Source organism: Limnothrix sp. FACHB-406, from assembly GCF_014698235.1.
Taxonomy (GTDB): Bacteria; Cyanobacteriota; Cyanobacteriia; order CACIAM-69d; family CACIAM-69d; genus CACIAM-69d.
Genome location: NZ_JACJSP010000008.1, coordinates 26,093 through 47,973 on the forward strand (window position 1 = coordinate 26,093; position 21,881 = coordinate 47,973).

General features: G+C 54.4%; 20 protein-coding genes and 1 tRNA gene. 5 read left to right on the forward strand and 16 right to left on the reverse strand.

The genetic code is table 11. The features are described from left to right. Positions 1–121: 121 nt before the first annotated feature. From ctpC to H6G53_RS09835, 3 genes are all read right to left on the reverse strand, one after another. The gene (gene ctpC, locus H6G53_RS09825) at positions 122–1,432 is read right to left on the reverse strand and encodes a carboxyl-terminal processing protease CtpC (protein ID WP_190354094.1); all 1,311 of its coding nucleotides are present in this window, start codon (positions 1,430–1,432) and stop codon (positions 122–124) included. Between the two features lie 76 nt (positions 1,433–1,508). Continuing rightward, a complete protein-coding gene (locus tag H6G53_RS09830) occupies positions 1,509–3,263 on the reverse strand; it encodes a glycoside hydrolase family 3 N-terminal domain-containing protein (protein WP_190532464.1) in 1,755 nt (584 codons plus the stop codon). Positions 3,264–3,378: 115 nt separating this feature from the next. After that, a complete protein-coding gene (locus H6G53_RS09835) occupies positions 3,379–3,960 on the reverse strand; it encodes a hypothetical protein (protein ID WP_190532467.1) in 582 nt (193 codons plus the stop codon). A 248-nt stretch (positions 3,961–4,208) separates the two neighbouring features. Here H6G53_RS09835 and H6G53_RS09840 point away from each other — a divergent pair. Continuing rightward, positions 4,209–5,032 (forward strand): IS5 family transposase gene (locus tag H6G53_RS09840; RefSeq protein WP_190532469.1). Its coding sequence is split into 2 segments (ribosomal slippage): positions 4,209–4,587 and positions 4,587–5,032, totalling 825 coding nucleotides; the frame shifts between segments, so codons are not numbered across the junction. Between the two features lie 22 nt (positions 5,033–5,054). Here the strand turns inward: H6G53_RS09840 and H6G53_RS09845 are convergent. The 5 genes from H6G53_RS09845 to H6G53_RS09865 form a co-directional block, all read right to left on the reverse strand. Then, a complete protein-coding gene (locus H6G53_RS09845) occupies positions 5,055–5,810 on the reverse strand; it encodes a biotin/lipoate A/B protein ligase family protein (RefSeq protein ID WP_190532472.1) in 756 nt (251 codons plus the stop codon). Between the two features lie 74 nt (positions 5,811–5,884). After that, positions 5,885–6,334, reverse strand: a complete 450-nt coding sequence (locus tag H6G53_RS09850; RefSeq protein WP_190354091.1) for a YbjN domain-containing protein — start codon at positions 6,332–6,334, stop codon at positions 5,885–5,887. A gap of 220 nt (positions 6,335–6,554) precedes the next feature. After that, positions 6,555–7,682 carry a class I SAM-dependent methyltransferase gene (locus H6G53_RS09855; RefSeq protein WP_190532475.1) on the reverse strand — a complete coding sequence of 376 codons (1,128 nt, stop codon included), beginning with the start codon at positions 7,680–7,682 and terminating at the stop codon, positions 6,555–6,557. 220 nt (positions 7,683–7,902) lie between these two features. After that, positions 7,903–8,271 (reverse strand): XisI protein, encoded by a 369-nt coding sequence (locus H6G53_RS09860; RefSeq protein ID WP_190532478.1) that lies wholly within the window; start codon positions 8,269–8,271, stop codon positions 7,903–7,905. Continuing rightward, a complete protein-coding gene (locus H6G53_RS09865; protein WP_190532480.1) occupies positions 8,259–8,672 on the reverse strand; it encodes a XisH family protein in 414 nt (137 codons plus the stop codon). Before H6G53_RS09865 ends, H6G53_RS09860 begins: the two co-directional genes overlap by 13 nt. 335 nt (positions 8,673–9,007) lie before the next feature. Between H6G53_RS09865 and H6G53_RS09870 the strand changes: the two genes are divergently transcribed. Then, positions 9,008–10,783 carry a glycosyltransferase family 61 protein gene (locus H6G53_RS09870; RefSeq protein ID WP_190532483.1) on the forward strand — a complete coding sequence of 592 codons (1,776 nt, stop codon included), beginning with the start codon at positions 9,008–9,010 and terminating at the stop codon, positions 10,781–10,783. 189 nt (positions 10,784–10,972) lie between these two features. Here the strand turns inward: H6G53_RS09870 and H6G53_RS09875 are convergent, their stop codons facing one another. Both H6G53_RS09875 and glnA read right to left on the reverse strand, forming a co-directional pair. Then, a complete protein-coding gene (locus H6G53_RS09875; RefSeq protein WP_190532486.1) occupies positions 10,973–12,559 on the reverse strand; it encodes a type IIL restriction-modification enzyme MmeI in 1,587 nt (528 codons plus the stop codon). A gap of 116 nt (positions 12,560–12,675) precedes the next feature. Then, positions 12,676–14,097, reverse strand: a complete 1,422-nt coding sequence (gene glnA, locus H6G53_RS09880) for a type I glutamate--ammonia ligase (protein WP_099531744.1) — start codon at positions 14,095–14,097, stop codon at positions 12,676–12,678. Between the two features lie 402 nt (positions 14,098–14,499). On the opposite strand from glnA, the gene apcB reads away from it, so the two are divergent. Beyond that, complete coding sequence (gene apcB, locus H6G53_RS09885) at positions 14,500–15,006, forward strand: allophycocyanin subunit beta (protein WP_099531842.1); 507 nt, start codon at positions 14,500–14,502, stop codon at positions 15,004–15,006. Between the two features lie 170 nt (positions 15,007–15,176). Here apcB and H6G53_RS09890 read toward each other — a convergent pair whose 3' ends face one another. Both H6G53_RS09890 and H6G53_RS09895 read right to left on the reverse strand, forming a co-directional pair. Then, a complete protein-coding gene (locus H6G53_RS09890) occupies positions 15,177–16,406 on the reverse strand; it encodes an MFS transporter (RefSeq protein ID WP_190532489.1) in 1,230 nt (409 codons plus the stop codon). A 42-nt stretch (positions 16,407–16,448) separates the two neighbouring features. Beyond that, entirely contained in the window at positions 16,449–16,721 is a 273-nt protein-coding gene (locus tag H6G53_RS09895) for a hypothetical protein (RefSeq protein ID WP_190532493.1), read from the reverse strand. Between the two features lie 220 nt (positions 16,722–16,941). Here H6G53_RS09895 and H6G53_RS09900 point away from each other — a divergent pair, with 220 nt between their 5' ends. After that, positions 16,942–17,691: a TetR/AcrR family transcriptional regulator gene (locus H6G53_RS09900; RefSeq protein ID WP_242030876.1), complete on the forward strand. Its 750-nt coding sequence runs from the start codon at positions 16,942–16,944 to the stop codon at positions 17,689–17,691. Between the two features lie 206 nt (positions 17,692–17,897). On the opposite strand, the gene H6G53_RS09905 is transcribed toward H6G53_RS09900, so the two are convergent. The 4 genes from H6G53_RS09905 to H6G53_RS09920 form a co-directional block, all read right to left on the reverse strand. Continuing rightward, positions 17,898–17,968 (reverse strand) — tRNA-Cys (locus H6G53_RS09905). Positions 17,969–18,094: 126 nt separating this feature from the next. Further along, on the reverse strand, positions 18,095–19,264 hold the full coding sequence (locus tag H6G53_RS09910) for a GTP-binding protein (RefSeq protein ID WP_199309202.1): 1,170 nt from the start codon (positions 19,262–19,264) through the stop codon (positions 18,095–18,097). A gap of 149 nt (positions 19,265–19,413) precedes the next feature. Next, positions 19,414–19,758 (reverse strand): cupin domain-containing protein, encoded by a 345-nt coding sequence (locus H6G53_RS09915; protein WP_099531741.1) that lies wholly within the window; start codon positions 19,756–19,758, stop codon positions 19,414–19,416. Next, positions 19,755–20,039, reverse strand: coding sequence for a hypothetical protein (locus tag H6G53_RS09920; protein ID WP_099531740.1), 285 nt, complete (start codon positions 20,037–20,039; stop codon positions 19,755–19,757). Before H6G53_RS09920 ends, H6G53_RS09915 begins: the two co-directional genes overlap by 4 nt. A gap of 196 nt (positions 20,040–20,235) precedes the next feature. On the opposite strand from H6G53_RS09920, the gene H6G53_RS09925 reads away from it, so the two are divergent. Beyond that, on the forward strand, positions 20,236–21,759 hold the full coding sequence (locus tag H6G53_RS09925) for a NupC/NupG family nucleoside CNT transporter (RefSeq protein ID WP_190532496.1): 1,524 nt from the start codon (positions 20,236–20,238) through the stop codon (positions 21,757–21,759). The last annotated feature ends 122 nt before the right edge of the window (positions 21,760–21,881 follow it).

Genomic DNA, 21,881 nt, shown 5'->3' on the forward strand with positions numbered 1-21,881 from the left:
TAATCAATCACCCAATTAATTAATCAACCAGCCAATTAATTAATTAATTACCCAATTGAGCAATCACCGAGCCGATCGCCCGTTGATGAACAGCAGCTTGCTTCCTCAAAGATCTAATCAGCTATCGGGGAGCAGTCGCAGCACTGGCTCCAGCATTTTCACCGTCCTTCAGCTTGGCAATTTCCCCTTGCAATACTTCCAAAGCCTTCGCGTATTGGGCATCTTCTAGCGTGCCAATTTTGTCGCGGTTTTCACTCAGAAACTCCCGTTGTTGATCGGTCAATTCCACCTTGATATCGGGATCGATCCCGTGTTTGTTGATGTCGCGACCGCTGGGAGTCAAATATTTAGCCACCGTCACCGCCATTCCGGAACCATCGCCCAGGTTCCGAACTGACTGCACCAACCCTTTCCCAAAGGTTTTTGTACCAATCAAAACGGCGCGTTGATTGTCCTGCAAAGCTCCAGACAGAATTTCACTGGCACTGGCAGACCCCCCATCCACCAAAACCACGAGGGGTTTGTTCGTGAGGGCGGTGCGGTTGGCCTGTTGGCGATCGGTCTCGCCGTTGCGATCGACCGTAGACACGATCGCCCCCTCATTCATCCACATCCGCGCGATGTCAATGCTGGCATACAGCAAGCCGCCGGGATTGGAGCGTAAATCCAACACATAGCCAGAAACGTTTTGGGATTCTAGCTTTTGGATGGCTTCGCGCATTTCCGTGGCGGCGTTGGCGCTGAATTGGGTCAGGCGAATGTAGCCGATCGGGGCTGTGCCGTCCTTGGGCCGCTCGCTGAAACTCACCGGATGCAGCTCAATACGGGCCCGCTCGATCGTGTAAGTCATGGTGCGATCGCCCCGTTGCAGGGTCAACACCACCGTGGTTCCCACCGGGCCGCGAATCAGCTTCACGGCTTGGTTAATATCCATCCCCTTGGTGGATTTGCCGTCAATGCTCAGGATTTTATCCTTCGACAAAATGCCCGCCTTGGCCGCCGGGGAGCCATCGATCGGGGAAACAACGACCAATTCCTTGGTTTTCTTGTCTTCACCCAACTGCAATCCCACCCCCGTCAGTTCACCGGAGGTGTCGATTTGCATGTTGCGGAATTCATCGGGATCCATGAAGCGAGTGTAAGGATCGCCGAGTTTTTCCAGCATTTCCCGAATCGCTTTGTAGGCCGCTTCGGGTTGGGTATAGTCGCGGTTCAAATAATCTTGGCGCACCGCTTGCCAGTCCACCTGGTTGAAGGTGCCATCCACATAGAGCCGATCGACAATTTGCCAAACCTCGTCGATCACTTCCTTCGGGTTTTCTTGGAAGAAAGCATGACCTTGCGAAAGGTGAATGCCCGCGCCTGTCAGAGTCACAGCAGCCACCGTTGTGGCCGCCGCACCTAAAACGAGCTTGCTATTCGCGATCGGCATAAGGCTCTAGTTCATCATTCGCGCGTCTCATTCTCATCATAGTGTTTTGCCGGGGCGATGGCGATTGGCAAGGCAATTAGGACATCACTTGATTGAACAGGCTGCCCAGGGCGATCGCTTGGGCCCGGGGCATTTGGCCATAGCTGAATCGGTAGGGAATTTTTGACCCCAACAGCGGCCGCATGGTTTCTAGCAGGTAAGGACTGCCGTATAAAATCACGCCCGCTAATTGGTGGGATTCTTGAAGGGCTTTCAGCCAAGCGATCGCCCCTTGGGTGAGGTTGGCGCTGCCTCGGAAGGGATTGCCCCGGGCAAAAATTTGCAAAAGGGTGGGTTGCTGGGCCGCCAGGGAACCGATCGCCCCGAAGTCCACCGGGCTGTAGCTGTCCACAATTTGCAGTTGCCCGATGCCCCACTGGCGCGGCCAGGCGATCGCTGGGACAAATTGCCCCAGGAAGTCACTGGCGATCGCGTCATCCACCACAATCAAATTGCGGGCGATCGGGCGCTGGGTTGGCGTATCGGCCGGGGAGTCGATCGCCGCTTCGGGGGTCAGCTCCGCCAAAGTGCCCAAATTTTCCAAGGCTTCCTGGGCCAAGGTGCGATCGGACGTTTCGGGTGTCTCGGGCGATCGGGGCAGGGCCAACACCCCATTACCGCCGCCCAAACTGCCCTCCAAAATGGCCGTCACGGTGGCTTGGTGCTGAGGCTGGCCCAGTTGTCCCCGCAGGTCGATCGCGCTGGGGGGAGCATCGGCCGCCTGTCGATCGGCCGCCTGAAAAACCTTGCCCTTGGCTTGCCAAATCCGCGCCACCGATTCCCGAATCCGCTCCGGGGAAATGCGTCCCGCCTCCACAGCCTGGGCCACGGCCTCGATCGCCCCCGGGGGATCCACCGGCATCAACAAAATATCGGCCCCCGCTTCCACGGCCATCACGGGCGCTTCGTTGGCCCCATAGTGCCGAGCGATCGCCCCCATCACCAGCGCATCGGTCACAATTAGCCCCCCAAAGCCCAAGTCTTGCCGCAGCAACTGGGTCAAAATCGATCGCGACAGGGTGGCGGGCAGTTGGGCATCAAGGGCGGGAATTTGCAAATGGGCACTCATCACCGCATCCACACCGGCCTTGATCGCCGCCCTAAAGGGAGGCAGCTCGATCGCGTTCAATCGTGGGCGATCGTGGGGAATCACCGGCAGAGACAAATGGGAATCGATCGCCGTGTCGCCATGGCCGGGAAAATGCTTGGCCGCCGTCAAAATCGGGAATTGGTGGGCCCCGGCGATGAAGGCCGCGGCCAGTTGCCCGACCAATTGCGGATCGTCCCCAAACGATCGCACATTAATCACCGGATTAGCGGGGTTGTTATTCACATCCACCACCGGCCCCAGCAACCAATTCAGCCCGATCGCTTGGGCTTCCGCTGCCGTCATGGCTCCCAAGTTGTGGGCCAAGGTCAGCGCTTGGGGTAAGTCCTGCTGTGCCAACGCGCCGAGGGCCATCAGGGGCGGCCCTTGGGTGGCTCCCCCAAACCGCTGCCCCACGCCCTCTTCAATATCCGCCGCAATCAGCAGAGGCACGGGGGCCCACCGTTGAAACTCATGGGTGCGCAGCGCCACCTCGGCCGCGCCCCCACCCAGCAGAATCACGCCCCCCACGCCCAACCCCTGGATCCAAGATTCCAGCACCGAGGCGATCGGCTCCCAAGCGGGATAGCGAATTTGGGCATCAAACAGAAAGCCCGAAGCCCGCACAACAACCATTTGGGCAATCTGTTGGCGCAGGGTCAGGCGATCGAGGTCAGGCAAGGGGAACGGGGCCGAAACAGTCATGGCAGCAACTCTAGGCAACTTCTCGCGATTCCTGGTGGAACCATAACCAACAACGGGACTCTACGGCGAAATTCCTGATTGCCACGATCGTTAACAAACCCGACTTAACCGCCTCTCAAGGCAGGTCGATCGCCCCCATAGCCTCAAGGGCTTTCCACAACACCGCCACCCCCACTTGTTCCGATACCGCTTGGGGATCGAACTTGCCATCGGCCACGTATTTTCCCGCTTGATAGTGATTGCTCCCGCTCCACAGATAGGGCGTGAGCACCGTGGGGCGATAGAGCCGATAGCCAAAGCCGTTGAACCGTTCGGCTCGCCACAGCCAAGCCCCCAAGGAACGATCCTTCACGCGCGGGCCGTCAAACTCCTTGAGGGTGAGGGCATCGATCGCGCTGTCTTCCCAAGTTTTGAAGGGGCCCCGCCCGATCGGCTCGATCGTGGTGCGCTGGCTGAGGGGTTGCCCGTTGTGTAAATGGCAGCGAAAGTCACAGGTGGACTCTAGGTTGTGAATCGCCGCCACAAACCACCAGGGCACTTGGATCGCAGTCTCAATGGCCCCATAGCGCGATCGAAACTTCAAAGCGCGATCGGCTGCTTGCTTGGCCCTGGCTTGCCAGTTGGAGCGGATTTGGCAAGTTTCCCAGAGGCGATCGTATTCAGGCTTGAGATCCGGAAGGCGGGTGGAGGAAACCATCGCGAGGACAACGACAGGCGTTGCAATCTCTCTGCTAAGTCCACGATAACGCTGGACGGAGATGAGGGCGCTGGGTTGGGGGAAATTGTTAATGCTGTTTGAGCGTATTGAGCGTATTGTCTGAGCGTACCGATTGATTACGGCAATTGATCACGGCATTAGAGCTAATTTATAAAGAGAAGCTAAAGCAGACTTGGTAGCTCTAAATCCGGTTTTAGGCTAGACCTAACCGAAGCATCACCCAGCTCATGAGTCGTCTCCCGGTCATTGCCAATCCTACCCGCAAAGCCTATCCCAGTGATTTGAGCGATGATGAGTGGGTGCTCCTTCAGCCGCTGCTGCCCGCTCCTAAAGGCTTTGGACATCCGATAGAAGTTGATTTCCGAGAAATCCTCAATGGCATCTTTTACGTCCAGCGCACTGGCTGCCAGTGGGAAATGCTGCCCCACGATTTACCCCCTTACAGCACGGTCTACCATTACTTCCAGAAATGGCAACGAAAAGGAATTTGGCAGCAAATGCATGACCAGATTCGAGAGCAACTGCGGAACAAATTAGGTCGTTCAGAGCAATCTAGTGTCAGTATCGGTGACTCTCAGTCGGTGAAAACCACGGAAAAAAGGGGGTGGTCTACGGCTTCGATGGTGGCAAAAAGGTTAAGGGACGTAAACGCCACATTATCGTTGACTCGCAAGGGTTCCTAATGGGGGTGTTGGTGACTGAAGCGAATGCTTCTGAGCGACTGGGAGCAATTGTGGTGTTAGAGGAAGTGAAAGAGAAGCTATCTCGGCTAGAGGTGATTTGGGTTGATCAGGGGTATTCCGGGAAAAAGTTTGCGGATGCTGTGAAGCGTGTGTGTGGCGAGAGTGTGCGAGTGGAGGTGATCAGCCGAATCGGTAAAGGGTTTGAGAGGTTGCCCAAGCGGTGGATTGTCGAGCGGACGTTTGGCTGGCTGAACCGATTCCGTCGATTGAGCAAGGATTATGAGTTGTATTCGGAGACGAGCGAAGGGATGATCTACGGCTGCTTAATGCATTTGATGGTGAAACGATTAGCGGGGATGGCTGATTGATATTGTCTTTATAAATCAGCTCTTAGCGATCGGCCCGGGAACGATCGGGCAACTCCTGTTCCTGGGCCAGGGCCCGAATGGCCGCCCATTCCCGATCGCTCAAGGGCTGTTCCTCCAGCTCGATCGAGAAAGTATCCCGAGCGGCCTGGGTCAGGGTCGCCACCAGGTGCGATCGGGACAGGGGCGGCAACCGGGGTTCCAGCGGCTCCGTGCCAAAGATCTGGCCATGGAGCGATCGGTTGGGATGCAGGGCGATCGAACCATGTTGCAACACCGCCGCGCCTTGCAAATATTGAGCGCTGCCGATTAACTTTTCGCCGCCGTCAGCCAGCACCAAATCCGCATCGGTGGCCAGCGCAAAACAGTTGGCTTGGTTACGCAAACCGACCGATCGCCCCTCGCCAAACCGCAACTCCACCCCCAGAGCCTGCCAACCCGCAATCAAAAATCGACAAATGCGGCAATAGGCATCCCGACGGCTGCCGAACTGGGAGCCAATGACCGCATAGGTGAGATCATCCCCATGGAGCACGGCCCGGCCACCCGTGGGCCGCCGCACCAGAGGAATCGGGCGATCGGCCCATTGCAACTGTTCCCAAGCGGCCGGGTAACGCCGTTGATGGAACCCCAGAGAAATGGTGGGTTCCGACCAGGTATAAAACCGCAGAACCGGCGGGCCCGCTGCTTGAACATGCTGCTCAAACAACCAGCGATCGATCGCCATTTGCACCGCGCCGGATTCGTTCAAGGTTGGGATCAGTCGCCAGCGATCGCCCATGGCCTCAATTGGTGAATAGCCTCAATTTGTGGATATATCAATCGCGGCCCCGCAACTCGCCAGCAAAAGCCGCTTTAACCAAATTCCGCTTGCAGTGCTTCGTCATTGTCATCGGCGATCGAAGCCACCAGCGTGATCGATCGGGAAATTTCCCCCGGCGACAGTTCCGCCACCGTGCGGGTTGTGGTCACCACCACGGAATTCTCCGCGATCGCGTAGCGGGCCTCAAAGGTGCTCAACCAATTAGCCGCCATCAGTTTTTTCAGCAACCCGGCCTCATCCTTCACCGGCAGATTCAACACCGATGACCACACCGTCAAAGTGTCATCGTCGGTTTCGCCCGTCAGTTGCACATAGACCTCCACCGAGCCGTATTGAAACCGCCAAAGGGACGATCCGCCGCTGCGATTAACCATGGCGCTGTTTTCTGTGGCCAAGCTGGAGATCACCGTTTCGATCGTCTCGATCGCGCTGGTGGGCCCTTCTGCTACGTCCAACAAAGCTTCTTCCGCCGCCGTTGTCATAGATCTAAGTCAAGTGTTGAGTCAGGTTAGCGGGCTGGAGGGGATTTCGCCCCGCAGGAGCCGAGCAACTGGCCACAGGCCAGCCGCCCGATCGCCCCATGCCCACCCCATCCAGTGTGGTCGCAACGTTCGATCGATGCAACTGATACTGAATGTCTGATACTGAATGTCTATTGCTGAGCGTCTGTTGCTGAACCTCTATTGCTGGATATTCGGGATCTTAATTTTCAGGATTTTCAGGGCGATCGCTCGGCTTCCGGGCCACCCAATATTTGCTCAAGAAATGGGTTGAGGTTTCCACCTGCTCAAACCCGGCCTTGTCCAAATAGGCCACCAAATCATCCGTGATGTAGTGGCGATAGAACGGTTCATGGAACGCCGCCGGGAACCCTGCCAACACCGGCTCCAACTCCGGCGCATCGGCCGCCTGAATTGAATCGCACAGCACCACCGTGCCCCCCGGCTTCGTCACCCGGAACAGCTCTTGGATCACCTGGGCACGCACCGGCCCCGGCAACTCGTGGAACAGGAATGTGCTGGTGGTGACGTGAAAATAATCATCCACATAGGGCAGCGCTTCCCCTTGACCCTGGGCGAGTTGGGGCAGCTCACCGGGCTGTTGCGACAACATTTGATTCGCCTTGCGCAGATAGGCCGGCGACAGATCCAGCCCAAACAGCGCCGCCTTGGGCAGAATCGATCGAATGAATCTCAGGGTGCGCCCCGTCCCGCAGGCCACATCCAACACCCGCAGATCGCGCCCCGTCACTTCTGGGAAAGCGCTTGCCCCCTGGGCGATCGGGGCCAACACCCGCCGCCGCATCGCATCCGCCGTCCCGTTAAACAGCAATTCCACCTGCAAATCGTACAAATTCGCAGACCAATCGCTCAGATAGCCATCGGTTTGGTAGTGGAAATTTTGTAGGTAATACTTCGGATAACCGTTGGTGTCGATCGAGGGCGAAAACTCCTGAAAGCGCTTTTCCGACAGGCGCATCCAAGTTTGGAACCCATCCCAAATCACCAACGGATAGAACTTCAGGAACTCATCCCAAGCATTTTCAAACACCAACTCAGGCCCATAAACCCCCCGCTCCACATCCTGCCAATCGGTTTCCAGCAGCGTTTGCATCCGGCGCTGCAACAACTGGAACACCTCCGGGGGCAGGCTTTGATTTCGTTGGGGCAGGGGTTTGATCGCATTCAAAACCCGCGTGTTCATTTGCTTGTGGGCCAAGCTAAAAGCTCCCTTGCCCTGCTGAAACGTCTGATAGGCCAGCTTCAGCAGGTCATTAGGATTCGGCAGCGGAAAAGGTTGCTGTGGGCGGCGATCGGTGGTGGCAGTCATGGCAATGGGAAATTTTGAAGGGCGATCGACCCGAGACCGGGAATGCGTCGATCGCTTGGATTATTAAGGGGCAAGTCCCCGGCGAAAACCAAACCCCGATGGCAATTGGGGCGGTCTTGAGGGTCTATTGTAACGAAAACTTTACGATCAATCGGGCGATCGGGCAGCGAGGAAGCCTTCTGGCATGGTTTCCTACCGGAAGGCATCAACCCATCAACCTCTAACCTAGGGCAAATTCGGTGAAGGGGCGGATGCTGGGGGGATGGTAGCCCAGCACCAAATCTTCCTTGGGCACACCGCGATCGAGCAGTTGTTGCACGATTTCGATTTCCGTGCCGTTGTATTGAACCCAAATTTTGGCATCCTCTGGGCTGCTGCTTTTGATGTCGATGTGCATGATCAGGCCATAGTCGCGTCGCTTGGTTGTCCAACCGTCAATGACGACGGCATAGCGATCGTTGACTTCATCAAAGATGGGGTTAACGGCGATCGCCCTGGCTTCGGGACGAATGGAAGCGTTGCGACGAAATTCGCAAAAATCGTTCAGCACTTCTTTGACGTATTGCCGATAGGTCGCTAGTTTTTCCATAGGGCAATGGTCTCCGTTGCGGGTTCATAAACTAACAGTTTGACTTGGTAATTCGTAATCGACATTTTAATAAATTCAAGCGTAAAGAAGCTTTCATAAACCACTTGGGGAACAGCCAGGAAGAGTTCCCGCTGAGAATCGCTGACTTGCAAGGCCAATCGATAATTTAAAAATTGACCGAGTGCTAAATGAAACTCAGCGATTTCGGATCGTCCACCAAAGGTTTTAATTTCTACAGCGATTTTCTGGCCGGCGCGTTCTGCTGCTAGCAGCTTTTCTGCCCCCAAGTCGATATACAAATCAACGCCGCCGAGCTTGAGACTCAGGGGATCATCCGTAATAAACCAATTCTCTTTTTCTAATGCGTTCCGAACCGCTTGATGAAATAGATCTTTGGCCATAGAAATTGTCTTGGGCGATCGCGTTAGGCTTGCTAGCTGAGTTGGATTTTAGCTTAATCCCCAATTCTGCCGTAGGGTGCGTAGGGCAACGGTTCGCAGGTTCCCGAGGTGGGTTTTTCGCCCTACGCACCGCTGCTATGTCGCGGCTGCTCCCTAGTGCATCCCAACGCCGTCGCCAATGGGTCGCCACTGGGTGCGTTGTTCAGGAGTAGCGTGATGGAGCCGTGGAAAATAGCCAACCCAAAGTGAGATCGATGAGCAAAAGCTGGCTATAGATGTATCGTATGTTGATGAGCTTCAGCAATACAGTCCAACCCAATCAGTAGAATGGCGTTATGAAAATCAGTAGTTTAGGCGAGAAAATTGCCCAAGCGAAAGCTTTGACTGATCAAGAACAGGTATTTGCCATAGTTTCTCACTATTGCCAAAAACTAGATGCCTGTCCCGAATGGTTAGATGGCTACAACTTCTTAGCCAAAATACTCACCGAACAAGAAGCTGTGCCGGAAGCAATCACTGTTTATCAGCAGGCCATTCAAGTTTTTCCAGAGCAAGCCACGCTCTATGTCAATCTAGCAACCTTGCTGTTAACTCAAAGTCATTTTGCTGCTGCCTTACGGGCCTATGAGCAGGCGATTTTACTAGATCCTAATTGGCATCACAGCTATCTGTGCCTGGCTCGGCTGCATAAATATTTGGCACAGCTAGAGGACGCGGTTGCCACTTGCGATCGCGGTTTGAAGGTTTCTCCTGGGGCAGGTGATTTATGGCAACTTCGATCGCAGTGCTTGGAACAACAAGGACGATGGGAGGCGGCCATTGAAGGCTATTTGCATCTGCTAGCAATCAATCCTGGCTCGGATGTAGCCTATCAGGCGATCAAACGCCTGGGTGTTGACCATCAGCGCCAAGATTGGTTTGATTTCTGCTCTCAGCATGACTTAACTCCCTCGCTCTTGCATCGCTTTAGTCAAATTATTTCCTGTGACGATAGCCTTGTTTGGTCAACAGCATTGCCCCAAAATTCATCTAATCAAGATGACGGAGCATTAACACTTAACCCCCAATTAGGTGATTGCTTTGAGCTTAAGGCAGCCATGGTTTGGATTGAATCACAAGCTGTTGCAATTTTAAATCATGAGAAAAAGTTTCTAGTGGAAGCTTGTAGTGGCAAGCTATCAACTCTGATATGGGAAAAATTTGCACCTGATTGGCCAGAAGTTCAGCCAGGAAAAGCATTGATTCTGTCTACTTTATGCGGAGAAAATTACTATCACTGGATGTTTGATATCTTGCCTAGGATTGGCAGATACAAAGAAAAGTTTTATCAGGACAAGAATGCTCTTGATAAAATTGATTATTTTGTTTTTGACAAAATCAATCACCCATTTCACAAAGAATCCTTAAGTTTGCTTGGCATCGAAACTAGCAAAGTAATAGAAACAGGCAACCAAGCAGTCTTATGTTTTGAGTCTGTCCTAGTACCGTCCTATATGAACGGCATCACACGCTATGCCTGTAATTTTTTGCGAAATACGTTCTTGAGCCGCGCCTTACAGCCGCAGGAATTGACGGCGATCACTGGCAGCGTGGAATTACAAGCCACAGACGCTCAACCCACAGAGAACCATCTGGCTAGGGAAACAAGCAGCTTGTCTATTCATCCCTTGGGTGCTGACAAGTCAGCCAAAAAAATCTATATCACACGCAGTAAAGCGAGTTACCGGCGGTTGCTCAATGAGACAGAAGTGATGGAGTTTCTTATAGCCGAAGGATTTGAGATTGTTGAACTGGAAACACTGCCATTGTTGAAACAAGTAGCCATGTTTGCCACTGCGGAAGTGGTGGTTGCGCCCCATGGGGCTGGGCTAACTAATTTAGTGTTTGCCTCGCCTGGAACCTGGGTTCTTGAATTGCTATCGATTGCCTATCGACCAGTCTGCTACAAAGTGATCAGCGAGTTTGTGGACTTAAATTATCGCTATGTGATTGGGGAAGCCATTCAGCGCGCAGATGGACTGTTTCAAGAGGAACCAGCTTGGTACGACCTGAGAATAGATTTAGAAAAAATCAAGGCGATTTTGGCAGAATTTAGCTCTTCACCGAGTTGACTTAATTCCTACAAAAATCACCCTATTAGTCTAAGCACACTGCATCAACTCCCCCTGCTGTTTCCTCAGAATTTCGGAATTTGTTGCGCCTCGTTCTCCTCCGTCTCCACCTCTACTAACACGCCATCGTGGTTTCGGGCCTCCCGTTTTGCCCTAGCCTAGGATGACCAACTCTGGAATGCCAACGGGCTAGCTAGTGATGCAATCGGCGCTGATTAAAGGCTGACGATCGCCCACCCAAGGGGGCAAACCCGGCCCCAAAACCGGTTCTCCCGATCGCTCGGCCGCCGCCACAGTTTGGTTGAGTTGAAACAGGAAGGCCAGGGGATCGGTGCGATCGTCCCAACCGTAGGCTGCGGCCACCGCCCGATCGAGTGCGGCATGGGCCCGGTGCAGCGGCGTATCGCCCGGTTGATCCAAGGTTTTATACAAATCGCGCAGGCTCCATTGGGCTTCGGCCATCAGGGTTTCGCGCAATTGGCGTAGGGCGCGGGCGGCTTCTGCCACGGCCGTAATTTGGGCGATCGTCACCGTTTGCGGCCAAGGAAAGGTGTCAAAAACGGTGTTGGAGGTGTAGCGAAAATCGCCTTTTAAGGTTGAACATTGGCGGGTGAACCATTGCCAATGCAACGAAGATTGCAAAATGCCAAAGGAATAATCATCATCTAATGGAAAAACAATCAAGGCGGCATTGGGACGGATACGACCTGAAACAAATGCAACGATCGGGCGTTTTGTTACCTGTCCGCAAACAATATAGCGATCACCCTGGCTGATTTTTGCAATCATTTCAGGACGCGGGTAAGACAGGAGCCACCAGCGATTCAAAAAATTCTGATGGTGATGATTGACTTTTGCTTTTGGGTTTTTCTTTAAGACTGCTTGATTGCGATCGGCTTCTGCTTGGGCGGCCTGTTGCCGGGTCGGTAAGACCTCATTCTTAATCTGTTTAAAAATTGCTGGATAGGTTTTTGCAACTTCTAAGGATTGAGGATGAAAATCAATCACGTAGCGTTGCGGTTGCGGCGGCACGCTCGATAGTAATTCATGGGCATCGGCTTCGGTGTAGGGGGGATTTTTCAGGCGATCGCGCCGGTCACAAAGCGATCGATACAGCAGCCCCATCCGTTGGGCCGCCGTCGCCGTCACCTCCACAATTTGCCCGTCGCGAAACTTGGGTTTTGCGGCTCCCCGTTCCATGAAGCGGAAGGCTTCGGGATGAAACGGCAATTCATCGAGGGCTAACCGTTCAACGGGAATGCTGACCGATTGGGTGAGGTCGTAAATCCAAAACTGCTCGAAGTTGCAGAGGATGATGTATTGCGGTTGAGGCGTAAGGCGTTGGGCATAGCCCCAGGCTTGGTTGTAGTGGCGATCGAGATGTCGCTCCGATCGCCGCTTCAGTTCAATCAACAGCGAACCATCGGGCCAATACAAATCGGCGTAACCCGTCTGGCCCTTGCGGCTGCCCTGATCCACCACTTGCTCGATCGTGGCCCCCGCCTGCTTGGTTCCGGCATACCCAAACGCCTGAAAGAATGCCTCCAGGAACGGCCCGCTATTGCTACGTTCCGTCGCTGCGGGTTGCGACAGGATATAGGTTTGGCAAAAGGTGACAAACTCCTGCAGTCGATCGCGGTTCACTGACGGCATTAGGAATCGCGGATCAGCAAATAGGCCAAGGACTAAACAGCCATACCCATTAAAGCGCTGATTCTTGGTGGGGCGATCGGGGCAGCCTTGACCCGCCCAAAAAACGAGAAGCGATCGAGCCAAGCTTGCCAACAGAGCAAACGACTCGATCGCCTCTTTGATTGTGAGATTACCGGTTGGGTTGGCCGGGGCGATTTATTCAGCCCCAGCGCAACCCAGCCACCTAACCCATTCGGGAATTAGGCATCGTAGTACAGCAGGTACTCGTAGGGGTGCGGACGCAGGCGCATCGGGTTCACTTCCGCATCCAGCTTGTAGGTGATCCAGTTGTCGATGAAGTCATCGGTGAACACACCCGAAGCGGTCAAGAAGCCACGATCTTGATCCAACGCTTCCAGAGCGCCTTCCAGCGAACCGGGGGTCGAAGGAACCTTGCTCAGTTCTTCGGGGCTGAGGTCGTAGATGTCCACATCCAGCGGTTCGCCCGGATCGATTTCGTTCTTGATCCCGTCGAGACCCGCCAACAGCATGGCCGAGAACGCCAGGTAGGGGTTGGAGGTTGCGTCGGGGCAACGGAATTCCAGACGCTTGGCCTTGGGGTTCGAGCCGGTCAACGGAATCCGGATCGAAGCAGATCGGTTACCGGCCGAGTAAGCCAAGTTCACCGGCGCTTCAAAGCCCGGCACCAAGCGCTTGTAGGAGTTGAGGGTGGGGTTGGTGAAGGCCAAAACAGCGGGAGCGTGCTTCAGCAAACCACCGATGAAGTTCAATGCCATCTTGCTCAGGTTGGCATAGCCATCGGGGCTGAAGAACAGGGGCTGGCCGTCCTTCCAAATCGACATGTGGGTGTGCATCCCGGAGCCGTTGTCGTTAAACAGCGGCTTGGGCATGAAGGTGACGGTTTTACCGTACTTCTTGGCCACGTTCTTGATCACGTACTTGTAGGTCAGTACGTTGTCAGCAGCGCTGATCAGGTCGCTGAACTTCATGCCCAGCTCGCACTGGCCGGCGGTTGCCACTTCGTGGTGATGCTTTTCAATGGGCACGCCACACTTGCCCATGGTCAACAGCATTTCGGTGCGGATGTCTTGCAGGGTGTCGCTGGGAGCAACGGGGAAGTAGCCACGCTTGTAGCCAATTTTGTTGCCCAGGTTGCCGCCCGCTTCAATCCGACCCGAGTTCCACTGGGCTTCGATCGAATCCACGTGGTAGTAGGATTCGTGCTCGTTTTGGCCGTAGCGCACATCGTCGAAGATGAAGAATTCCGGTTCGGGGCCGCAATATACGGTGTCGCCGATGCCGGTGCTTTGCAGGTAGCCCAACACGCGAGCCGCGATCGAGCGGGGGTCGCGATCGTACCACTCGCCGGTACGAGGTTCTTTGATCGAGCAGACCATGCTCAGGGTGGGCACTTCCATGAACGGATCCATCCAGGCGGTGTTGGGATCAGCCACCATGGACATGTCGGAAGCTTGGATGCCCTTCCAGCCACGAATGCTGGAACCATCGAAGGCCACGCCCTCGGTGAAGGCTTCTTCGTCGATAAGGCTGCGATGGAAGGTGCAGTGCTGCCAGATCCCGAAGAGATCGACAAACTTCAGGTCGATCATCTCGATATTTTGGTCTTGAATCATTTTCAAGACATCTTGGGCAGTCGTCATGAACGAACTCCTTGAACCTGTTTGTTTAGTCGCTCTTTGGAATAGATGCGAGGCACTGCCCCTCTGTCACGGTTGCGCTTAGAGCAAAACCTATAAATGACGCTTACTCGGGGTAGCGCTACATTCGTCACATCCTAAAGAGAGGCTAGGGCGGTTTTTGTATCAGAAACTACTATTTCTCTGCTGAGGGGAGATACAAAACTTAGTGCTGAGACTTTGGGCTAGGCGCTGCGGTGTGCGATGATTGAGAGGGCCCGAGCGTCGCCGCAGAAATCCGTTGCACCGTCTGATGTGTAGCGATTTCAGCCGAGTCCCGGGACGAGTTTAAGACAAGCAGCTTCCTTAATGTAGGCTACTGTCAATATTTCTCTTCGATAAAGACTGTTGGGAGAATCGCTCATGATGCGCGATGCTGTGACGACTTTAATCAGAAACTATGACATTACGGGTCGCTACCTCGATCGCGACGCAATGGACGACCTGAAGGCCTACTTTGCGTCGGGTGAAGCTCGGATCAAGGCGGCATCGGTGATTAATGCCAATGCGGCGGATATTGTCAAGCAAGCGGGCTTGGCTTTATTTGAGGAAGTGCCCGAGCTGATTCGTCCGGGTGGCAATGCTTACACCACTCGGCGCTATGCGGCTTGTCTGCGGGATATGGACTACTACCTGCGCTATGCCAGCTACGCGATCGTGGCGGCGGATGCGGATGTGTTGGATGAGCGCGTGCTGAATGGTCTGCGCGAAACCTACAACTCTTTGGGTGTGCCTCCGGCTCCGACGGTGCGCGGCATTCAAATCATGAAGGATATTGTGAAGTCGCTGGTGACGGCGGCCGGTGTGGATGCCAGCGTGGTGGATGCACCGTTTGATTACATGACCCGCGAACTGAGCGAGTCGGACATCTAGGATTTTGCCCGATGGGCAAGTCTAGCAAGACATCGCCCGTGGAGGTTGGGGCCTCTGCGGGCGATTGCTTTTGCTGGATGCAGGGTTGTGGATGTTGGGCGAATGATTTTGGGCGAATGGTTTTGGGATATGCGTTGGGGTTAATCAACGGTTATTGATGGTTTGGGATTTTAGGCCGATCGGGAAGTTTCCGGCCCGATCGCCGCGCCCATTGCCGTCAACAACATGACGATCCCCGCCGCCACAAACAATCCAGTGAGGCTGATTTCCAACAACGCACCCGAGGCCGCTTGCGAAAAGGGATCCAAGGCCACCGCCGCAAACATAATCAGGCTCATCATTCGCCCCTGCATGTGGAAGGCGGTTTGCTGTTGCAGCCAAGTCATGGCCAACACACCCACAACGCCGCCACCGATCCCCATCCCCCCGATCGCGATCGCGGCGAGGGCAGTGCTGTGAACAAAGCCCAGGGAAATTAAGCCTAATCCCAAGGCTCCCGCCAGCCAAGCCAGGGGCGTTTTGAGGTTGGCGATCGCGTTGAGTTGCCCCGCAATCACCACACCCAGCAGGGCCCCCACGCCATAGGCGGCCTGAAGCGATCCAAAGGTGGTGGCATTGCCCTGTAAGCGCACGGTTACCAGTTGGGCCACGCCAATCACGATCGGCCCCAGGATGGCAAAGTTAATGGCCGCAATCAGCAGCAACCCGATCCGAATGTCCGATCGCTGCCAGGCATAGCGCAACCCTTCGCCAATTTCTGCGGCCAGGGCCTGTTTCGGCGTTGACTGAGGGGAATGGGCCGATCGCCCGGGAGCCTTGGGTTGCACCAGAAAAATACAAAGACTGCCGAGCAACAGCAACAAGGCATTGAGGGTAAAAGTGGCCGTCAACCCCACAGCCCCGATCGCCAAGCCCGCCGCCGCCGGCCCAACCACATTCGTAATCTGTTCGCTGCCTTGCATCCAAGCATTGGCCTGAGAAAGGCGATCAGCGGGAACCAGTTTCGGCAACAGGGCCAAAACGGCAGGATAAAGAAAGGCTTCCAGGGAACCAAAGAGGGCCGCAATGGCGATCATCCCTTCCAGGGAGAAGCGATCGGCCAGCAGCATCGCCACCACCCCCATAATTGCCAGGGATGCGATCGCCCCCGCCAGCGCCGCCACCCGATTGGTGGGCAGGCGATCGCTCATGGCTCCCCCCAACAACATCAACAGCCCCCGAGGAATCGCCGCCGCCATCAACACCGACCCCGCCGCCCAACCAGATTGGGTTTCTTGCAACACCAACCAAGTCAGGGCTACCAACCAAATTTGTGCGGCACAGAAAATTAAAGTCTGACCCGCCCACAGGTACAAAAACTGTCGGGCCGGTCTCGATCGCAACCGTTTCAAATTCAACATTGGACGCACCTCACACTGATTGCCATCACCGACTCAAACCGTTCACCACAGCAGTTCACTCAACAATCCATACACCGCCACAAAATTGATGCGACTGAGGGCCACCAACCAGCGCGATCGCTCGTGGTGGTCTTGATCTCCCCAGGCAGTCACGCGGCTCCACCCGGCCGTCAGCAGCGCCATCCAAGGAGCAAGTCGCAAGCGACCCCAGCGCCAGAAACGCACCCAGGGCCAGCGAGGCCGGTTGCTAGCAGGCTTCGATTCGGCAGGAACCGAGGCTGGAGTCAGCGTGAGTTTTGAAATCGTCCGCAGCATCGGTTTCAAGGGATTGAGGACTGAGGGCGCACTTTTTATTTCAAATGCTCGATATAAAAACGCCACGTTGAACATACGATTAAGCCGGTGAAACGTCGTATTCAGCGATGAAATTCCGAGAAAAAGCTCCAGAAAACCCAATTAGGCTTAATTAAGCCCAATCAAAAATGGCTTCAGCGCGGGGAACTAGACATAGGAACCTTGAAGTGGAAAGATAAATATGAAATTTGCTCATATTCAAGATATGAGCGATCCTCGTTTTTTGTCAAGCCCCCTATTGGCCACAGTTCAACGCATGATGACTCCCGGAACCAAAGCCCCCCCCAAACCAGCAGCCCGCAAAAAACCACGCCAGGCCCGCAGCCAAGCCCGCGTGAATCGAATTTTGGATGTGGCGGAAAAACTTTTGATCGCCGAAGGCTACAACGCCACCACCACCCAGGCGATCGCGGCCCAAGCAGAAGTCCCGATCGGGTCGCTCTATCAGTTTTTTCCCGACAAAAACGCCATCGTCGGAGCCTTAGCAGAGCGCTATAACGATCAGATGTATGCGTTATTTCTCCAACTTCATGCCTCAGAGGCTAAAAATTTATCCCTCAAGGATTATGTTGATCGGATTGTTGATTCTTTCGATCAATTTCTGAAAACCCACCCGGGCTATTTAGCCATTCTCATGCCCTTGCAAGGACTGCCAGAACTGGCCGAAATTGATGCCGAAAATGACGATCGCCTGATCCAGGGCTACATTGACTATTTTCAAGATCGCTATCCCGGTCAAACGGCAGAAACCTATGAGGCGATCGCCTTTGTGATCGTCAAGGGAATTGGCACATTGCTATGGTTTACTTTCGGGCAGACGGACTTGGCACAAACCCGCTTAGTGCAGGAAACGAAGAAATTAATGTTGAGTTATTTATTGAATTATTTTGAAGACAATCATTTTGAAGACTCCGAGATCCTTGAAAGCTGATCGATCGGTTCAGAGGTTCACTCAGCATCAGCAGGAGGCGATCGCCTGATTTGATGATTACCGAGCGCGGTTGTGCACCTCCAGTGCAATTTGCACCCGCTGCTCAGCAATTCCCAAACAGCAGGCGCAAAACAGGGTCTTGAGCCAATTACCGGGGTTAGCCGATTGCCGGGGCCGATTGCCGGGATTGATTGAAGTCTTTTAAAAGGCGGCACCCAGATTCGAACTGGGGGTAAAGGATTTGCAGTCCTCTGCCTTACCACTTGGCCATGCCGCCTTGCGCCGTTCTGTTCGGCAGATGTCATTCTGCCATCAGTTTTGCATTTGGGCAACCCCCCAGGCTCAAAATTCTGAACCAGCGAGGGAAACGGCGCGATCGCCCACCGCAGCCGATCGCCTCAGCCTAGGCCAGGCAATCTTCCAACTGCGACAGCAACGTAGCCTGATCCAAGTTTTGCCCAATCAGCACGAGCTGGTTTTTGGGTTGCCCCTTCCAAAGATCATCTTCCAGGGTGAAGCGCTTGCCGGACAGGTGAAAAATGTGGCGGTTTTCGCTTTCTTGGAACCACAAAATTCCCTTAGCCCGAAAGACTGCTTCCGGCATTTGATCATCCAAAAAGCTCTGGAACTTGCGGATCACAAAGGGGCGATCGCTCTCAAAGGAAACGGACACAAATCCATCATTTTCTAGGTGGTGGGAGTGATGATGGTGGTCATGGTCATGACCGTGGTGATGATGGTCATGATCGTGGTCGTGGACACAATGGCCATGGTCATGATCGCAAGCGTCATGGTTGTGATGATCATGCGCTTGTTCATCTGCATGATCGCAAGCGTCATGGTTGTGATGGTCATGCGCTTGTTCATGGTCATGATCATGGGCATCAGCACTTTCTTCCGGGTGATAGTACTGATCCGATTCAAACAGACCAACACTCAAAACCAAAGGCAACGGCACTTCCGAGTTTTGGGTGCGCAAAATGCGAGCGCCTTGCTTAATTTCCCGAACCCGTTCTTCAAGCGCTTCCACCTTTTCGGGCGCAACGAGATCGGTTTTGTTCAGCAAAATAATGTCGCCATAGGCAATTTGACTATAGGCAGCTTCACTGTTGAACAAATCGAGGCTGAAGTTTTCGCAATCGACCAAGGTGATGATTGAATCGAGCCGCGTCATATCCCGCAGTTCAGTGCCCAGGAAGGTCAACGCCACGGGCAAAGGATCCGCCAAACCCGTGGTTTCCACCACCAGATAGTCAATCCGTTCTTCTCGTTCCAAAACGCGATAGACCGCATCCACCAAGTCATTATTGATGTTGCAGCAAATGCAACCGTTGGCGAGTTCAATCACGCTGTCATCGTCTGAGACTTCAACGATCAGCTCTTGATCAATGCCAATTTCACCAAACTCATTGACCAAAACAGCCGTCTTCAGACCCTGTTGATTGCTCAGAATATGATTAAGCAGGGTGGTTTTGCCGCTGCCTAAAAAGCCTGTGATGATGGTGACTGGCAAGCCCAATTTAGGGGCGGCCATGACTGGGCTGGGGGCGGTTAGATCTTGACTGGTGGCCATGGGACAGGGATTGATGAAAGGAAATGAAGTAGGGCGTGGATGGGCCGTTAGCGGGTGGACGCTAGGTCAGTAGGCGCTGGGGGATGGTTCTGGCTATTGTCGATGGGATGAGAATCATTCTCAAAGATAGCTGAGATTTGTGGGATTGCTCAATCCCCGATCGCCCGCAGGCCAAAGTAGGTAATTACCAATTCTTCGGGGCCCGTGTTAGCAATTTCATGCACCTCATGGGGGGCGATCGCCAGGCAAACACCCGGGACGAGATCAAAGCGCTGGCCATCAACGATCATTGTCCCCTGGCCGGCTTCAATGAAGAAGACTTCGTGCATATCCGAGTGGGCATGGCCGGGCGAAACCTGGCCGGGCGCAAAGCAGGCTCGGGAAAAGTTGGTGAGGTGGGGAAGGTCGCCTTGTCGCAAGAGCACTTGCTTGGCGATCGCGGGGTTGTGGGAAACCCGCTCGATCGGGACTTCCGAGAGCGCAACTCGTTTCAAAACCAATCCTCTCCTCGATTTTCGGGGGGTGCTGGCGGCTCCGTAGCCACCAAATCAGACGGGGGGCGTTCATCGCTCCAAGCCCACCACACACAGCCGCAATGACACCCATAGAACTCCTGCCACTTGCGGCGGTAGGTTTCCGTGAGCACGGGCGATCGCCGATTAATCCACACGCGCTCCGCTTCTAAAACCGATGCGCCACAGGTGGGGCAACAGAACTCCAGGGCGTGAACGGCGGAGTCTGTCCAGTCGGGTGCTTCCGGTGCAAAGGCATCCATAGGTTTCTCAGAGGTGGGCTGACCAGGATTCCGCCAAGGGGTATCGGAGGGCGATCGAGTGGCAATGGCTGTTATTTAACCCCTCCTTGCATTTTAATTTGGGGGAGCGCTCCTGAACTCGATCGCTCAAAATAGCGCCGCCCAAAATAGGCTAAGCAGCAGCGGCGTGGGGCTAATTCATTTCCTTGTCCTGCTCATGAGTTATCTCAATCTCGTTTCCTTTTTGGGCATCTTTGGGCTTTGCGGTGTGGCTTGGCTCTTTTCGGAAAATCGGAAACTCATTCCTTGGGCTACGTTAATTTGGGGGCTGAGCCTGCAGCTTGTGTTGGGGTTTTTGGTGTTCAGGCTGCCCATCACGCGCGATATTTTTGATGTTTTAAATAGTGCTCTCAATGGGATTTTTGCCGCTGCCGAATCAGGGGCAGAATTCATTTTTGGTTCCCAGTTTGTTTCTAAAGATTTTGGCGAAAACCCACCTTTGGGCTATATCTTTGCCGTTCGCGCTTTGCCCACGGTGGTCTTTTTTGCGGGACTGATGGCCCTGCTCTACAGCTTGGGGGTCATGCAAGCGGTTGTGAATGGTTTTTCGCGATTGTTTTATCGAACCACCCGACTGAGCGGAGCGGAAGCGCTAAGCGGCGTGGTGAATGTAGTGACGGGGGTTGAAGCGTTGATTGTGGTGCGGCCGTTTTTGTCGCGAATGACGCGCAGCGAGCTATGCGCTATTTTGGCTTGCTGTTTTGGAACGGCTTCCTCTTCCACGTTGGCGATCTATGTGGACTTTTTGCAGCCGGTTTTTTCAAACATTTTAGGTCATTTAATTTCGGCAGCCATTATTGGTATTCCGGCTTGCTTTGTACTTTCCAAAATTTTGGTTCCGGAAACCCAAGTGCCCCTGACGCGCGATCGCCTGTCGGGGGTAATGATGGCAAATTTATCGCAAAATCCTCTGAATCCAGCCAGTCCAAGCACACCAGAACACTATCCCCTGAATCCTTTTAATGCGGCTGAAAGTTCCTTGGGCGATCGAACCTTGGGCAATCGAGACATGGCCGGCGGGGCGATCGAGCCGGATAGTAGTCCCTGGGCGATCGCCATGGCGGGGGCCCTGGAAGGGTTGCGCATTTGTGGCTGGATTGTGGCGGCCCTGGTATTGATTGTGGGGTTGGTGTCGCTGGTCGATCGCTTCTTTGTTACGTTAGGGCTGGTTCCCGGGCCGATCGGGGAATTATTTCGAGTGGTTACCCTGGCCAACTTGGAGGGAATTTGTTTCTTTCCGCTCACGCTGCTGACGGGGGTAGCTTGGGATGATGCTTGGGAGTCGGCGGTGGTCATTGGTCGGCGGCTCTTGGAAACCGCCATTCCGCCCTATCAAACCCTGGCGGAACTGCGCCGGAACGACGCAATCAGCGATCGCACCCTGTTGATTGTGAGCTATGCGCTCTCCAGCTTTGCCCACCTGCCGGCCTTGGGCATTTTTGTAGGGGGTCTGAGCGCCCTGATTCCCCAGCGGCGGCGGGAGTTGCTGAATTTGGGTTGGCGGGCCCTGTTTGTGGGCACGCTAGCTTCCCTGATGATTGCCTGTGTGGCGGGTTTTTATGACGATGGCAGCCCCCATATTTTGGGCACGCCCATGCCGCCCACCAAGCTTGCGCCGGCCACGCCAACCTTGGTGAAACCCAGCCCCCCACCCGCAACTCCGGCCCCCGCACCGCGCTAGGGTGGATCGTCAAATTTTTTAAATTTGATTTGGGATGCATTTTTGGGATGCATGATCGAATTCGGCAAACTGGCTTTATCCGTGATTGGGACGAGAGTGGCACAGACTTGGCCACAACAGAC

Coding starts and splice junctions, on each gene's coding strand:
- ctpC (WP_190354094.1), bottom strand. CDS start 1,432: ATGCCGATCGCGAATAGCAAGCTCGTTTTAGGTGCGGCGGCCACAACG.
- H6G53_RS09830 (WP_190532464.1), bottom strand. CDS start 3,263: ATGACTGTTTCGGCCCCGTTCCCCTTGCCTGACCTCGATCGCCTGACC.
- H6G53_RS09835 (WP_190532467.1), bottom strand. CDS start 3,960: ATGGTTTCCTCCACCCGCCTTCCGGATCTCAAGCCTGAATACGATCGC.
- H6G53_RS09845 (WP_190532472.1), bottom strand. CDS start 5,810: ATGGGCGATCGCTGGCGACTGATCCCAACCTTGAACGAATCCGGCGCG.
- H6G53_RS09850 (WP_190354091.1), bottom strand. CDS start 6,334: ATGACAACGGCGGCGGAAGAAGCTTTGTTGGACGTAGCAGAAGGGCCC.
- H6G53_RS09855 (WP_190532475.1), bottom strand. CDS start 7,682: ATGACTGCCACCACCGATCGCCGCCCACAGCAACCTTTTCCGCTGCCG.
- H6G53_RS09860 (WP_190532478.1), bottom strand. CDS start 8,271: ATGGAAAAACTAGCGACCTATCGGCAATACGTCAAAGAAGTGCTGAAC.
- H6G53_RS09865 (WP_190532480.1), bottom strand. CDS start 8,672: ATGGCCAAAGATCTATTTCATCAAGCGGTTCGGAACGCATTAGAAAAA.
- H6G53_RS09870 (WP_190532483.1), top strand. CDS start 9,008: ATGAAAATCAGTAGTTTAGGCGAGAAAATTGCCCAAGCGAAAGCTTTG.
- glnA (WP_099531744.1), bottom strand. CDS start 14,097: ATGACGACTGCCCAAGATGTCTTGAAAATGATTCAAGACCAAAATATC.
- apcB (WP_099531842.1), top strand. CDS start 14,500: ATGCGCGATGCTGTGACGACTTTAATCAGAAACTATGACATTACGGGT.
- H6G53_RS09890 (WP_190532489.1), bottom strand. CDS start 16,406: ATGTTGAATTTGAAACGGTTGCGATCGAGACCGGCCCGACAGTTTTTG.
- H6G53_RS09895 (WP_190532493.1), bottom strand. CDS start 16,721: ATGCTGCGGACGATTTCAAAACTCACGCTGACTCCAGCCTCGGTTCCT.
- H6G53_RS09900 (WP_242030876.1), top strand. CDS start 16,942: ATGAAATTTGCTCATATTCAAGATATGAGCGATCCTCGTTTTTTGTCA.
- H6G53_RS09910 (WP_199309202.1), bottom strand. CDS start 19,264: ATGGCCACCAGTCAAGATCTAACCGCCCCCAGCCCAGTCATGGCCGCC.
- H6G53_RS09920 (WP_099531740.1), bottom strand. CDS start 20,039: ATGGATGCCTTTGCACCGGAAGCACCCGACTGGACAGACTCCGCCGTT.
- H6G53_RS09925 (WP_190532496.1), top strand. CDS start 20,236: ATGAGTTATCTCAATCTCGTTTCCTTTTTGGGCATCTTTGGGCTTTGC.